Genomic DNA, 13,854 nt, shown 5'->3' with positions numbered 1-13,854 from the left:
GGCGGCCCGTCGGGGTCGCCAAGCCTGGGTTCTGGGGCGCTGTGTCGCCGGCCAGGTCGGCTATCGCGGTTGTGGCCACTCTGTGTTCGAAGAGGCCGAGGCTTGCTGTGCCGAGCGGGGGGCCGTGGGGTTCGGGTGGGAAGCCGAGCTCGCTGGCTGCGCCGCGTAGGAGGCGGTCGCCTATGAGGATTCCGGCGCCTACGCGGGTTCCCACTGCCCGCGACCAAGATCTCGGCGTCGCGGGCGTGGCTGCGCCAGCGTTCGGCGAGGTCGAGTGAGGTCCAGTCGGGCATGCCGGGCGCTTTGACGACGATGCCGGGGTACCGGCGACGACCGCGCGTACCGTCTTGTCCACGTTGGCGCGGGCCGGTGTCTCGCGGACCTGCGTGTGTATGTGGGTGAGCATCTCGTCGCGGCTGTGGGCGGCGTCCGGGCGCGGCCTCGGCTGCCGGGTCGGCGTGGTGGTCTCGTTGGTTCGGCGGGGCCTTGTCGGGTGTCCGTCGCGTGCTGTCGGCCCCTTCTTGACCGTTGGTTCAAGATCTCAGAATATTGCAGTGTTCTTAAGCGAATTCGGCGACGGGGGGACGTAGCGGGGGCTCCAACGGCACCAGGGTGGTGGGAGCATGAACGCAGGTCACGACCGCCGAGGGTTTCTCATAGGCGCGGCCACCGTCGGGGTGGCCTCCGCGGTGGGAGGTCCGGCCGAGGCCGCGGCGGCGCCGGAGCAGGACGGTGCGGCGCGGGTCTTGGTCAACAACGTGGGGTACGACCCCGGTGCACCTAAGCGTGCCGTGGTCACGGCGCGCCGGTCGCCGGGACGGTTCCGGCTCGTCGACGCGGGGAGCGGCCAGACCGTCCACAGCGGACGGCTCGACGACGCGGGCACGGTCGCGGACTGGGACGGCCGCCGCTACTGGACCGCCGACTTCTCGCAGGTGAGGCGGGCGGGGGACTACTACATCGCCGTCGGGTCGGCCCGGTCCGCACAGTTCAAGATCGAGGCCACCGTCCTGGAGCGCTATACGCTCTCGCACGTCGTCCGCCACTTCAAGGGCTGGCGATGCTCGGGCCAGTTCGACAAGTTCGACCACCATCTGCCGCTCGGCAACACCGGGAAGACGTATGACGCGCACGGCGGATGGTACGACGCGACCGGCGATTTCGGCAAACACTTCACGCAATTGTCGGCCCTCTCCTATTTCAATACGCTCCAGCTTCCGCTCACCGTCTGGTCGCTGCTCATCTCCTATCGGGAGTTGACCGCGCGCAAGGACGAGAACTTCACCCAGCTGCGTACCTGGCTGCAGGATGAGGCTCTTTACGGGGCGGACTACCTGCGGCGCGTCCACGTTCAGGGGCAGTCCTTCTACAGCTCTGTGGGGCAGCCTGGTCCGCCGAAGGATCCGCTCAAGCGCACTCTCGGCACGGCGCAGGTCAACTACCGGGAAGGTGGCGGTATGGCCATCGCCGCGCTGGCCATCGCGAGCACACATGACGTTTCTGGTGATTACGAGAGCGGCGAGTATTTGGCGGCTGCCAAGGATGTCTTCGGCTATCTTGAGGCCAACAACGTTCGTCTCACCAATGATGGTAAGGAGAATATCCAGGACGACTACAACGCGCTTCTGGCGGCGGTCGAGCTGTATCGCGCCACGAAGGGCGGCCCTTATAGGGAGATCGCCGATAAGCGCGCTGCCAATCTGGTTTCTCGGCTGGTGTCCTGGAGCCGTTACCGCGACTACTGGCGGGCCGACGACAAGGACCGTCCGTACTTCCATCCGTCGGATGCCGGGCTTCCGGTCGTCGCGCTGCTCGCCTACGCCGACATCTCCGACGGCCGGGCCAGGGAGCAGGCGCTCGACGCCGTGCGCCGGTCGATGCGGTTCGAGTTGGCGGTCACTCAGGAGGTCCGCAATCCGTTCGGGTACGCCCGCCAGCTCGTCCAGGACAAGGATGGGAAACGGGTCAGCGGGTTCTTCTTCCCGCACAATGTGACGCCGCGGACCAAGGACCAGTGGTGGCAGGGCGAGAATGCACGGATCGCATCGCTCGCCAGCGCCGCGCGTCTTGCCGCACGGCACTTCTCCGATGACCGCGCGTTCGCGGCGAAGCTGCGCTCGTACGCCGCGGATCAGCTCAACTGGATTCTCGGCGCCAACCCTTATGACATCTGCATGCTGGACGGCTCCGGACGCAACAATCCGCAGTATCTCTGGCTCGGGACCTGGCAGTTCCTGCAGACCGCCGGCGGAATCGTCAACGGCATCACCGGCAAGAACGAGGATGGCAGCGGCATCCTCTGGGACCACGGGTACGCCCATACCGGCAAGGACGACGACTGGCGTTGGGGCGAGCAGTGGTTGCCCCACACAAGCTGGTATATGAACGCCATCGCCATAGGTTAACCGGCCCCCACTCGGCGCGGTGAACGTCCGCCCGCCGCGTCGAAAGTGGTCACAGGCCCCGCATGCGTTGGATCTGGAGGGCGAGCATCAGGTTCAGGCGCAGATGCGGATCGGTCGTGAACGGTCCTAGGAGCCGTTCGAGCTTGGCGAGGCGATAGCGCAATGTGTTGTAGTGGAAATGCATGATCCGCGCGGTCTCGGCGACATTGTTCGTGTCGAGGAGGATCTGCAGCGTGGTACGCAGGTCGACGGTCTCCGCGTCGTCGCCGAATGCCAGATCGCGCAGCGTCTCCCGCATGAAGTCCGTTAGCTCGGTGGGGTCTGGGACGAGGCTGAGCAGTCGGTACACGCCGAGGCTGTCGAAGTCTTCGACCGAGCCGGGCCCGTGCATCCGGTGGCCCACGGTGGCGGCGCGCCGGGCCTGCTGGTACGCCTGGGGCAGCAAGGCGGGTTCGGTGACGATCCGGCTGATTCCGGTGGAGAACGGGCGCCGGGTGCGGCCGTCGCCGGGTAGGCGGGCGACCATCTTCCGTACCGCCTCCCCGGGCGGCTCCCCGGTGGGCGCGCCCATCACGACGACCAGCTCCTGGCTGTAGCCGACGACGGCGGCCCGCGGGTCGCGTTCGCCCACGGCCCTGCGCCAGGCCGTCGCGAACCGCTCGTGGGCCGAGCGCAGGTCACGGGGGCTGGGTTCGGGTGCCGCGCCGGGTTCGAGTTGGGCGACGAGGACGATCAGCGGCCGGTCGATGTCCCAGCCGAGCGAGGCGCAGTGCCGCACCGCGTGTTCGGAGTCGTCCACGCGGCCGGCGAGCAGGTCGTGCAGGAAGTCGCCCCGGTACTTGCTCTCCACGGCGCTGACCGCGAGCTCCTTGGTGATGACCAGGGCGGCGGTGGCGGCGGCCCGCTCCAGCACATGGACGTCGCTGTCCTCCAGAGGGCTGCCACCCGCGATGAGCACGATCCGGCCGTGGTCGAGCGACCCGGCGAGGACGGGCACCACGGCGACGGGCGCGCCGCGTTCGTCCAGGACCCCGGCACCGTGTTTGAGGCGTTCGACGCGCAGGCGGCCGTCGGGGTCCCACAGGTCGGGCCCGCCCGGGGGCCAGTCCGCCTCCGGGGGCGGCGACTGGGCCAGGACCTGGCCGCCCGGTGAGGTGATCAGCGCTGTGCCGTCGAGGATCTGGCTGAGCTGGTCGGTGATCGCGTCGAGGCCGCCCCCCGCCAGCACGACGTCCACGAGCGCGCGGTGCGCCTCCTCCGAGCGGGCCAGGACGGCGGCCTGCCGGTTGAGGACGTCGGTGAGCACCTGGTTGATGATGTCGTCGAACGCGACGTCGTCGGGCAGCCGGATGACGGGCAGCCCGACGCGGTCGGCCGCCTCCAGCATCTCGGGCGGGAGCCGGTCAAGGTAGCGGCCGAGCTTGATTCCCACGGCGGCCAGCCGGCGCGCGTGCAGTTGGGCGACGAGGTCGGCGAGCTGCTCGGGAATCTCGCGGAGCGGGTATCCGGTGGTGAGCAGCAGCTCGTTGGGCTTCGTCCACGGGACGATGTCGGGCACTTCCATGACGTTCAGCCGCAGGACGATGCGGTTCAGGCCGCTCGCCCCGGCGACCAGCTGCGCACCCGCCAGGCTGGACGCGCTGAGCACATCGCTGACGGGCACACCGCGTCCCAGCGGGCCGGTCTGGGAGGGCCGGACGGGCGCTTCGCCGGCCGCCGGATCAGGGAGACCGCCATCGCGGCCCGTTGGCACAATAAGCGAAGTATCTGGCTGATGGTTGGCAAATCTGCCCATGGGTGCACCGTAACCCCTCTACTACGTTCGCACCAGGCATCCGTCCCGCTTGACCGCCGAAGTGTGGTCCTGCGAGCGATTGAGCCGTTGAATCGTCGCCTATTTGGCTGATTGATGACCGAAACATGCGTACCGGCGGAACGGTCGACGGTACGGCACCCTCAGGAGGTACCGCGTGAACCCGGTTCCGCATCTCTCGCTTCCGTCCGCGCGGCGGGTGATGCCCGGAGCCGCCTCGCGGCGGTTGCAAGCGGTCCTGACGGGTCCGCTTCGCCCCGCCCGGGTGCTCGGGGTGTTCCCGTCCGTCGTCTACCTGGCACACGAGGCGGGCACTGCGGGCACGGTGGTCGCGGTGTGCGCCACGGACGCCGTCCGGCTGCCGAACTCCGTGGTGCTGGCGGTGCCACGTGCGGCCACGCCGTTCGCGGCGGTGACCATGGCCGGTCCGGCGTGGCTGGGCGCGGGCAGGCTGCGGGTGGGGCCGCTCATGGTGGCGGTGTCCCGCTGGTGGACGCCGCGCCGTCCGCGTCCAGCGACCGGCGCAGCCGCTCTGCGGGACGGTCTCGGCGCGCTTGAGGCCGCCGCGGTGCCCACCGGGCTGCCGCCCTCCGCGCTCGCGGATCTTGAGGCCGTGACCCAGGGCGCGGCACGCGGCGACCTCGACCGGACGGTGCGTGCCGCCGCTCGACTGATGGGCCTCGGTCCCGGCCTGACCCCCAGCGGCGACGACGTCCTGGCGGGCTTCCTGGTGGCCCACCGTCAACTGCCGCCCCCCACACACCCGCGCGCCGACTTCGCCACCGCGCTCGGCGCACGTGTCGAGGCGCTCGCGGCCGGCCGCACGACCGCGCTGTCGGCGGCGCTGCTCGGCCACGCCGCAAGGGGCGACGGCTGCCCGCAGCTGACCGGGCTGGTCGACGCGGTCGGCGGCCACGCGTCCGTGCCGTCCCGCCTGGGAGAACTGCTGCCGGTCGGTCACACCTCGGGCGCCGACCTCGCGCTCGGGGTGGCGGCCGCGGGGCGGGCGGTGCTGGACGGGCGGCGCTGGGCGCCGCCGCGCCGCCTCCGACACGCGGCCGCCCGGGCCGTCCGGCTTCCCGCCGCGCCACCCGAATGTCCCCAACGAGAGGAGAACCCGTGAGCAGCGCTCTGGAAGTGCGCCGCGGAACATACCGCGATTCGGTGAGCCTGATGGAGGTGAGCCGCTCGGTCACCGCGGTGGACGGGGTCGACCAGGCCCTGGTGGCCATGGCGACCGAGCTGAACCTGGCCCTGCTGGACGGGATGGGCTTCGGATCACCGGACGGCGCGGGCCCCAACGATCTGCTGATCGCGATCCGGGCCGCCGACGAGGAGGCGCTCGGACGGGCCCGCCATGTGCTGGAGGAGGTGCTGGACGCGCCCGCCCCGGCGCCGTCACGGAGCGGCTCGGACGTGCCGCCGCGCACGGTGCGCACGGCCGCCGCCGCCTCGGACGGGGCCGGTCTCGCCCTGGTGTCGGTGCCCGGACGGCATGCGTTCGCCGAGGCCATGGACGCGCTGGAGGCCGGGCTCGACGTGCTGGTGTTCAGCGACAACGTGCCCGTTGAGCATGAGGTGCGGCTCAAGGACGTGGCCCGCGCGCGCGGGCGGCTGGTGATGGGCCCGGACTGCGGCACGGTGGTCGTCGGCGGGGTCGGTCTCGGCTTCGCCAACACCGTGCGGCCGGGGCCGGTGGGCGTCGTCGCGGCGTCCGGTACCGGCGCCCAGCAGCTCATGTGCCTGCTGCACGCGGCGGGTTCGGGCATCAGCCACTGCCTGGGCGTGGGCGGCCGGGACCTGTCGGAGAGGGTCGGGGCGCGGTCGACCCGGCAGGCGCTGGCCCTGCTGGACGCGGATCCGGGGACCGAACTGATCGTCGTGGTGTCCAAGCCCCCCGCCCCCGCCGTGGCCGCCGAGGTCGCCCGGTTCGCGGCGACGCTGGCCACACCGGTGCACCTGGCCTTCCTCGGCCGAGGCCAGGACGATCTGACCGCCGCGGCGACCAAGGCCCTGGTCGCGCTCGGACGCGCCCATCCGGCCTGGCCCTCGTGGCACCCGGCCCGTCGGCCGGTCCCCAGGCCCGGAGCGCTGCGCGGGCTGTTCTGCGGAGGGACGCTGTGCGACGAGGCCATGGTGATCGCCGCGAGCGCGCTGGGGCCGATCGCGTCGAACATCCCGCTGGAGCCGGACTGGGCGCTCCCCGCCGGTCCGCGGCCGTCCGGCCACTTCATGATCGACTTTGGGGACGACGCGCTGACCGCCGGACGCGCGCATCCGATGATCGACCCTGGTCTGCGTCTTGAGCGGCTGGCCGTGGAACTGGCCGATCCGGCGACCGGCGCGGTCCTGCTGGACGTGCTCATCGGGACGGGTTCGCACGCCGATCCGGCTACGGGCGTGGCCGGAGCGCTGCGGGCCGCGGGACCGGCCGCGCCTCCCGTCGTGGTGTCGCTGTGCGGTACCGACCTGGACGCGCAGGACCTGCACGCGCAGGCCCGCGCCCTGGCGGACGCCGGGGCCGAGGTGTACCTGTCCAACGCCGAGGCCGCCCGCCGGGCCGTGGCGCTCATCAAGGAATCCGGCGCAGAAGGGCCTGACGCATGACCGAGCACGACCTCCTCTCACGGGACCCGTCCGTGGTCACCGTGGGAGCCGCCCTGTTCGCGGACGCGCTGGAGGCCCAGGCCGTCCCGGTCACACCGGTCGACTGGCGCCCCCCGCTGCCGGGCACCGACGAGGCGTTGGCCCGGGTGCTGGCCGACCCGCGCCGCGAGGACGCCAACGTCCGGGCCGTCGTCCGGGTCCTCGCCTCGACGCCGCACCTGGTCGACGTCCGTCCGGCGAGCGAGGCACTCGGCCTCGCGCCGGGCCAGTTCCGGCACGCCGGCCCGCCGGTCGACTGGGAACGCGCGTCGGGGCCGCTGCGCGGCGCGCTGATCGGCGCGGTCCTGTACGAGGGGCTGGCCGATACCCCCGAGGCGGCGCAGACGTATCTGGAGTCCGGACGGGCCGAGCTCGACCCCTGCCACCACCACCGCGCGGTCGGCCCGATGGCGGGCGTGGTCAGCCCGTCGATGTGGATGTTCGAACTGCTGGACACCACGCACGGCACCCGCGCTTGGTGCTCCCTCAACGAGGGCCTGGGCAAGGTCCTGCGCTACGGCGCGTACGGCCCGGAGGTCCTGGAACGGCTCGGCTGGATGTCGGACGTGCTGGGGCCGCTGCTCGGCGCCGCGGTACGCGCGCACGGTCCGGTCGACATCCGGACGATCATCGCGCAGATGCTGCAGATGGGCGACGAGGGCCACAACCGCAACCGCGCGGGCACCCTGATGCTGCTGCGGGACCTGGCGCCCGCGATGATCGGCTGCGGCGCGCCGTCGTCCGACGTGGCCGAGGCGGTGCGCTTCATCGGCGGCAACGAGCACTTCTTCCTCAACCTGGACATGCCCGCCTGCAAGCTGGCCATGGACGCGGCCCGGGACGTGCCGGGCTCCAGCCTGGTGGTGGCGATGGCCCGCAACGGCACCGACTTCGGCATCCAGGTGTCGGGGACCGGCGACCGCTGGTTCACCGGCCCGGCCGCCGTCCCCGAGGGCCTGTATCTGGGCGCGTACGGACCCGGGGACGCCAACCCCGACATCGGTGACTCGGCGATCACCGAGACGGCGGGCATCGGGGGGTTCGCCATGGCGGCGGCCCCGGCGATCGTCCGGTTCGTCGGCGGGCAGGTGGACGACGCGCTCGCGGCGACCCGGCGGATGTACGAGATCACGCTGGCCGAGAACCCGGCGTACCAGGTCCCGGTGCTCGGCTTCCGGGGCACGCCCACCGGCATCGACGTCACCAGGGTCGTCCGCACCGGGATCCTGCCGCAGATCAACACCGGCATCGCCGGGCGCGTGCCGGGCACCGGGCAGGTCGGCGCGGGCCTGGTCACGCCGCCCGCCGTGTGCTTCACGGCGGCGATCGAGGCCCTGGCCGAGGCCGCGCCGCCGCTGTAACCGGACGACGAGCCCTGGCCCGGAAGGCCCTTCCGGCGCCCCGGGGAGGCCGCCCCGGCCCGGAAGGCCATCCGGGCCCGAAAGCCGTTCCGGCCCCGCGTCGGTCCCCCTGCTCCGGGGACGGACGCGAGGCCGGTGCTCACCTCACGATGCGGCCGCTGCACTCGGATTCGGCGATGACCCGTCCTTCGCGGACGACCCAGCGCGGTCTCGCGTGTTCGCGCAGGACGTCCACCACACGCTCGTCGTGGTGGACGCAGAGGTTCGCCGGATTGCCGACCGCGATGGCGTGGCCGTCCACGCCCAGGACGCGGGCGGCGCGGCTGGTGACCAGGTCCAGCAGGGCGAGCTGGTCCTTGGCGGACAGGAAGCCGAGGGCGTGGGCCGCGAGGAAGGCCACTTCCAGCATGTTGTGCCGGCCGAACGGGTAGTAGGCGTCCTCGATGTCGTCCTGGCCGAGCGCCACCGGAAGGCCGCCGGCGATGAATTCGCGTACCGGCAGATGCAGCGGGCCCGTGTGCGGGTCGGACACGAACCCCAGCCCGGCGGCGGTGGCGAGGTCCATCAGGCGGTGGACGGAGGGAAGCGGGTACTGGCCGACGGCGCGGGCGTGGCAGGCGACCCCGCGGCCGATCAGCCCGCGCTCCAGCATCTCCTCGGCCAGCATCGCGGTGGTGCGCAGCGAAGGGTCGCCCGCGTCGTCCACGAGCATCGCCACCCGCTTCCCGGTGGCGGCGGCCAGCTTGCACGCCCACTCGACGTGCGCCCGGGAGTCCTTGTCCGAACGCTCGATCCAGGGGATCCCGCCGACGACGTCCGCGCCCTGCCGCAGCGCCTGCTCGCACAAGGCCGCGGCGCCCTCGTCGCGCAGCAGCCCGTCCTGGGGGAAGGCCACCACCTGGAGGTCGAGCAGGCCCTTGTACTCGTCCCGGACGGCCAGTACCGCCTCCATGCCCTCCAGCCCCGCGGTGGTGTCCACGTCCACGAACGCCTGGATGTGCAGCACGCCGTTCAGTACGGCCTGGTCGAGGGCCTTGCGGACATTCGGCATGATCCACGCGCGGTCGTACTTCGCCTTGACCGCGGAGGCCGATTCGACGATCGAGCGGATCGCCGATCCCATCGACCCCGCGGTGTACTCGCGCAGCGCGGCCTCGCCTGCCATGGGCAGGGTGTACACCTTGTCGAGGTGCATATGGCCGTTGACGAATGATTCGGTGACCAGGCGCCCTTCTGCCGAGATCACCTCGCCCGCGCGCAGCGCCGCCGCGTCGGCGGGATCTTCGACTATGGCCTGGTAACGCCCGTCGCGGATCCCCAGCGAGACCACCCGGCCGTCCAAGAGGCGGGCGTCGCGGACGACGAGTTCGAACGGCGGGTCCTGGTCTGCAGCCATGACTCAGTTCTTCCTTTCGCTTCTCCACGGCGTGGAGAGTTCTGCCGGACGGTACGACCGCACGACACCACCTGCTCACGATTGGAAGCCGACGCTAACCAGGGAGGATACGACCAGCGATGGCGCATAATGCCAGAGATTCCGGATGTGGCTAGCAGATATAACGGCGCCGGACGATGCGCTCCTCCCGACTCGTGTACCGGCCCCGGGACAGGGGCGGCCGGGGCTAGAAGGCGGTCGGCAGCCTTGGGGTGATTCTGCCAAGGGATTCGGCTTTCTCATGGCTGATACGGCCAATGCCGCGTCGAAATACGGCTCGTAGCGTTGCCGTGACCTCCTGGAAGGCGGCAGAAGATGGCACTCGGCCTTGGCTGGAAACTTCACGGGGACGGCGGCACACCGCGTCCGGGCGAGATCGTCCGCCCGGACGAGCGGCTCTCCTGGGGTCGCACCATGGGGCTGGGGGCCCAGCACGTCGTCGCCATGTTCGGCGCGACGTTCGTCTTCCCGATCATCATGGGGCTCGACCCCAACCTGGCGATCCTGATGTCCGGTGTCTCTACAGTGCTCTTCCTGCTCATCGTCCAGGGCAAGGTCCCCAGCTACCTCGGCACCAGCGCCTCGTTCTTCGGCGCGGTGGCGGCGATCCGCGCGGGCGGCGGCGACAGCGCCACCGTCACCGGGGCCATCCTCGTCGCGGGCGTCGTCCTCGCCCTCTCCGGGCTGCTGATCCGCCTGGTCGGCGCCCAGGCGATCAACAAGGTGCTGCCGCCGGTCGTCTCCGGCGCCGTGGTCCTGCTGATCGGCTTCAACCTCGCGCCCGTCGTGGCCTCCACGTACTGGCCGCAGGACCAGTGGACCGCCTTCATCACCATGATCGGCGTCATCTCGATGATCGTGCTGCTGCGCGGCTTCTGGGCCCGGATCGCGATCTTCCTCGGCCTGGTCTTCGGCTACGCGCTCTCCTGGGCCTTCGACGAGCTGCTCGGCCCGATCACCTCCGTGCTCCCTGGAGCGGGCGCCGGCAAGGCGTTCGCGCACGACAGGATCGACCTGTCGGGGGTCGGCGACGCTGCCTGGCTCGGGCTGCCGCGGACGCACGCCCCCGACTTCAAGACCTCGGCCATCCTGCTCGCCCTCCCCGCGGTCGTCGCGCTCATCGCCGAGAACGCCGGGCACGTCAAGGCGGTCGCCGAGATGACCCGTACCGACCTCGACGGCAGCATGGGCAGGGCGATCTTCGCCGACGGCCTCGGCACGGCCATGGCCGGCGGCGTGGGCGGCTCCCCGACCACCACCTACGCCGAGAACATCGGCGTCATGGCCGCGACCAGGGTGTACTCCACGGCCGCCTACTACGTCGCGGCGGTCGTCGCGATCCTCATCGGGTTCTGCCCGAAGGTCGGGGCGGTCATCGCCGCCACTCCGGGCGGCGTGCTCGGCGGGATCACCGTCGTCCTCTACGGCATGATCGGCCTGCTCGGGGTCAAGATCTGGTTCGAGGGCGCGGTGGACTTCGGCGATCCCGTCAACCTCATCCCGGTCGCCGCCGGGGTCATCATGGGCATCGGCGGCGTCACGCTGAAGTTCTCCGAGGACTTCACGATCCAGGGCATCGCGCTGGGCACGATCATCACCTTGGTGTCCCACCACTTGCTGCGAGCGCTGGTTCACCCTCGCCGCCCGGACGCCGGCGAGGAGGGCCGCGCGAGGGCCGAAGCGCCTCCGTCCGGTCCGGTGAACGCGCCGCCCGGTCCCGTGAACGCGCCGCACCCGTCGTCCTAGGCCCGTCATAGGCCCTTCAAAGGTCTCAGCACCAGGAGAAGCGATCGCCATGCGCGCTTTCACCGCGGCGGCCGTCCAGGTCGCCCCCCGTCCCGGGCCGCTCACCTCGGCCGTCGTCAAGGAGAACACCGACCACGCGCTCGCATGGACGAGGAGGTGCGTGGAGTCCACCGGCGCGGAACTGGTCGTGCTGCCCGAGAGCGTCACCACCGGGTTCACCCCGGCGATCGGCGCCGACGCCCTGTGGGACCTCGTGGACGAGATCCCCGGAACGCTCGCCGAACCGTTCCAGGAGTGCGCCCGCGAGCTGGGAGTGCACCTGGTCTGGGGAACCTACGAACGCGGCGCGGAACGCGGGGCGGTCCACAACTCGGCGGTGCTGGCCGGGCCGGACGGCCGGGTCCTCGGCGTCTACCGCAAGACCCACCCTTTCGGGGGCGAGCGGCGATCGAGTGGCGGGTGGGTGGTGCCGGGGAACCGGGTCACTGTGGCCGACACCGCGCTCGGCCGCCTCGGCATGATCATTTGTTTCGACGGCGACTACCCGGAGCTGAGCCGGATCCAGGCCGTCCGGGGGGCGGAGGTCATCTGCCGCCCCTCGGCGCTGCTGCGGTCGGCCGACCTGTGGGAACTGACCTGCCGGGCGCGGGCGTACGACAACCACGTGTACGTGGTGGGTGCCAACGCCACCGGCGCGGACCCGGCCGGGGTGCTCTATTTCGGCAACTCGATGATCGTCACCCCGGGGGCCGAGGTGGTCGCCCGGGGGTCCTCCCACGAGGGGTGGGTCGCGGCGCACCTCGATCCCGCCCGCGCCCTCGCCGGGCTCACCCCCGGGTCGAGCGTCCCCCAGGCCTTCGACCATCTCGCCGACCGCAACCTGGAACTCGTCCGCCACTACGCGGACGACCTGGTGCGCCCGGCGAGGACGCCATTCCCGCACGGCTGAGACGCCCGCCGCCGACCCACATCCACAGGCGCTTTCCGTCCACAGAAACAGCCAAAGAAACCACGAACTTCGGGCGAAAATTGACGGCGAGCGCCAAGAGCCCGCCTGCCTAGCCTGAGTGCCTCGCAACCGTTCGGCCCGATGCTCCAAGCCGCTTGGGCCCACTCGCAAGGAAGGAAAGCCTCGACGTGAGTGGACCACTGTGCGATCTCGTCGTACTCGACCTCTCCCGCGCCCTCGCCGGCCCGCACGCCGCGATGATGCTCGGCGACATGGGCGCCCGCGTCATCAAGGTGGAGAACCCGCGCGGCGGGGACGACACCCGGGGCTGGGGCCCGCCGTTCGTCGGGCCCGAGGACGCCCGGGAGTCGACGTACTTCCTGTCCTGCAACCGCAACAAGGAATCCGTGCTCCTTGACCTGAAGTCGGACGAGGGGCGGCGCACGCTGGCCCGGCTCGTGCGGCGCAGCGACGTGCTGGTGGAGAACTTCCGCACCGGCGTCCTGGACCGGCTCGGCTTCCCCATGGAGGAGTTGCACCGGCTCAACCCGCGCCTGGTGGTGCTGTCGATCACCGGTTTCGGCCACGACGGCCCGCAGGGCGGCCGTCCGGGCTACGACCAGATCGCGCAGGGCGAGGCCGGGCTGATGAGCCTGACCGGCCCCGGTCCCGACGAGCCGACCCGCATCGGCGTGCCCGTCGGGGACGTCCTGGCCGGCATGTACGGCGCGTACGGGGTGCTGGCCGCGCTGCACGAGCGTGAACGTACGGGCGCCGGACGTGTGGTGCGCACCTCCCTGCTGGCCGCGATCGTCGGCGTGCATGCCTTCCAGGGCACGAACTACACGGTCGCCGGGCAGGTCGGGCGGGCGCAGGGCAACCTGCACCCGTCGCTCCAGCCCTACGGCTCCTACCGGTGCCGGAACGCCGTCATCCAGGTCGCCGTCGGCGGCGAGAGGCTGTGGGAGAGCTTCGCGCCGCTGGTCGGGCTCGCCGCGGACGATCCGCGGTTCGCCGTCAACGCCGACCGCGTCGCCCACCGCGACGAGCTCACCGACGTGATCAACGCCGCGTTCGCCGACCGGAGCGTGGACGAGCTGCTGGCGGAATTGGCCGAAGCCGGCGTTCCGGCGGGCGAGGTGCGCACCCTGGACCGGGTGTACGAGTGGGACCAGACCCACTCCCAGGGACTGCTGCTCGACCTCGTCCACAGCAAGCTAGGACCGATGCGCATACCAGGCCCGGCGGTCCGCCTCGACGGCGGCGGCAGGCGCCGCCACGAGGCACCCCCGGCACTGGGCGAGCACACCCACGCCGTCTTGGACTGGCTCGACGCCGAGGACGCACGCGAACAGCACGCCCACGCTCGGCGCGGACCCGGCACCGCGGCGGTGAGCGTATGACCGCCCTCGCGCGGCGTGCGCGCACCGGGGCCAAGGAGCTCATCCGGCTCGTCCTCGATCCGGGCACCTGGCGCACCTGGGATACCCCGCCCGCCC

The 13,854-nt window shown here is 71.5% G+C and carries 9 protein-coding genes; 7 read left to right on the top strand and 2 right to left on the bottom strand.

All coding sequences use genetic code 11. The features are described 5' to 3' along the window. The first annotated feature begins 623 nt into the window (after nt 1-623). Entirely contained in the window at nt 624-2,405 is a 1,782-nt protein-coding gene (locus E1298_RS19470) for a glycoside hydrolase family 9 protein (protein WP_131895233.1), read from the top strand. A gap of 49 nt (nt 2,406-2,454) precedes the next feature. Here the strand turns inward: E1298_RS19470 and E1298_RS19465 are convergent, their stop codons facing one another. Further along, nucleotides 2,455-4,068: a PucR family transcriptional regulator gene (locus tag E1298_RS19465; RefSeq protein WP_243725668.1), complete on the bottom strand. Its 1,614-nt coding sequence runs from the start codon at nt 4,066-4,068 to the stop codon at nt 2,455-2,457. A 307-nt stretch (nt 4,069-4,375) separates the two neighbouring features. Here E1298_RS19465 and E1298_RS19460 point away from each other — a divergent pair, with 307 nt between their 5' ends. From E1298_RS19460 to E1298_RS19450, 3 genes are read left to right on the top strand one after another with little or no spacing between them, the layout of a single operon-like run. Further along, nucleotides 4,376-5,341 carry an oxamate carbamoyltransferase subunit AllH family protein gene (locus E1298_RS19460; protein WP_131895229.1) on the top strand — a complete coding sequence of 322 codons (966 nt, stop codon included), beginning with the start codon at nt 4,376-4,378 and terminating at the stop codon, nt 5,339-5,341. Further along, the gene (locus tag E1298_RS19455) at nt 5,338-6,825 is read left to right on the top strand and encodes an FdrA family protein (protein WP_131895227.1); all 1,488 of its coding nucleotides are present in this window, start codon (nt 5,338-5,340) and stop codon (nt 6,823-6,825) included. Before E1298_RS19460 ends, E1298_RS19455 begins: the two co-directional genes overlap by 4 nt. After that, on the top strand, nt 6,822-8,225 hold the full coding sequence (locus tag E1298_RS19450) for a YlbE family protein (protein WP_131895225.1): 1,404 nt from the start codon (nt 6,822-6,824) through the stop codon (nt 8,223-8,225). The genes E1298_RS19455 and E1298_RS19450 overlap by 4 nt, the downstream gene beginning before the upstream one ends. Before the next feature lie 139 nt (nt 8,226-8,364). On the opposite strand, the gene E1298_RS19445 is transcribed toward E1298_RS19450, so the two are convergent. Beyond that, entirely contained in the window at nt 8,365-9,621 is a 1,257-nt protein-coding gene (locus tag E1298_RS19445; protein ID WP_131895223.1) for an amidohydrolase family protein, read from the bottom strand. A gap of 354 nt (nt 9,622-9,975) precedes the next feature. Here E1298_RS19445 and E1298_RS19440 point away from each other — a divergent pair, with 354 nt between their 5' ends. The 3 genes from E1298_RS19440 (at nt 9,976) to E1298_RS19430 (ending at nt 13,758) form a co-directional block, all read left to right on the top strand. Beyond that, nucleotides 9,976-11,406, top strand: a complete 1,431-nt coding sequence (locus E1298_RS19440; RefSeq protein ID WP_131895221.1) for a uracil-xanthine permease family protein — start codon at nt 9,976-9,978, stop codon at nt 11,404-11,406. A gap of 49 nt (nt 11,407-11,455) precedes the next feature. After that, entirely contained in the window at nt 11,456-12,355 is a 900-nt protein-coding gene (locus E1298_RS19435) for a carbon-nitrogen hydrolase family protein (protein ID WP_131895219.1), read from the top strand. Nucleotides 12,356-12,543: 188 nt separating this feature from the next. After that, a complete protein-coding gene (locus E1298_RS19430) occupies nt 12,544-13,758 on the top strand; it encodes a CaiB/BaiF CoA transferase family protein (RefSeq protein WP_131895217.1) in 1,215 nt (404 codons plus the stop codon). The last annotated feature ends 96 nt before the right edge of the window (nt 13,759-13,854 follow it).

Source organism: Actinomadura rubrisoli (genome assembly GCF_004349215.1).
In the GTDB taxonomy this organism is placed as follows: domain Bacteria; phylum Actinomycetota; class Actinomycetes; order Streptosporangiales; family Streptosporangiaceae; genus Spirillospora; species Spirillospora rubrisoli.
Note: the sequence above shows the minus strand (reverse complement) of the source record. Positions and strands in the feature narration are given on the sequence as shown.

What these genes read in the sequence shown, in the direction of transcription:
- E1298_RS19470 (WP_131895233.1), top strand. Translation starts at nt 624, where the DNA reads ATGAACGCAGGTCACGACCGCCGAGGGTTTCTCATAGGCGCGGCCACC.
- E1298_RS19450 (WP_131895225.1), top strand. Translation starts at nt 6,822, where the DNA reads ATGACCGAGCACGACCTCCTCTCACGGGACCCGTCCGTGGTCACCGTG.
- E1298_RS19445 (WP_131895223.1), bottom strand. Translation starts at nt 9,621, where the DNA reads ATGGCTGCAGACCAGGACCCGCCGTTCGAACTCGTCGTCCGCGACGCC.
- E1298_RS19440 (WP_131895221.1), top strand. Translation starts at nt 9,976, where the DNA reads ATGGCACTCGGCCTTGGCTGGAAACTTCACGGGGACGGCGGCACACCG.
- E1298_RS19435 (WP_131895219.1), top strand. Translation starts at nt 11,456, where the DNA reads ATGCGCGCTTTCACCGCGGCGGCCGTCCAGGTCGCCCCCCGTCCCGGG.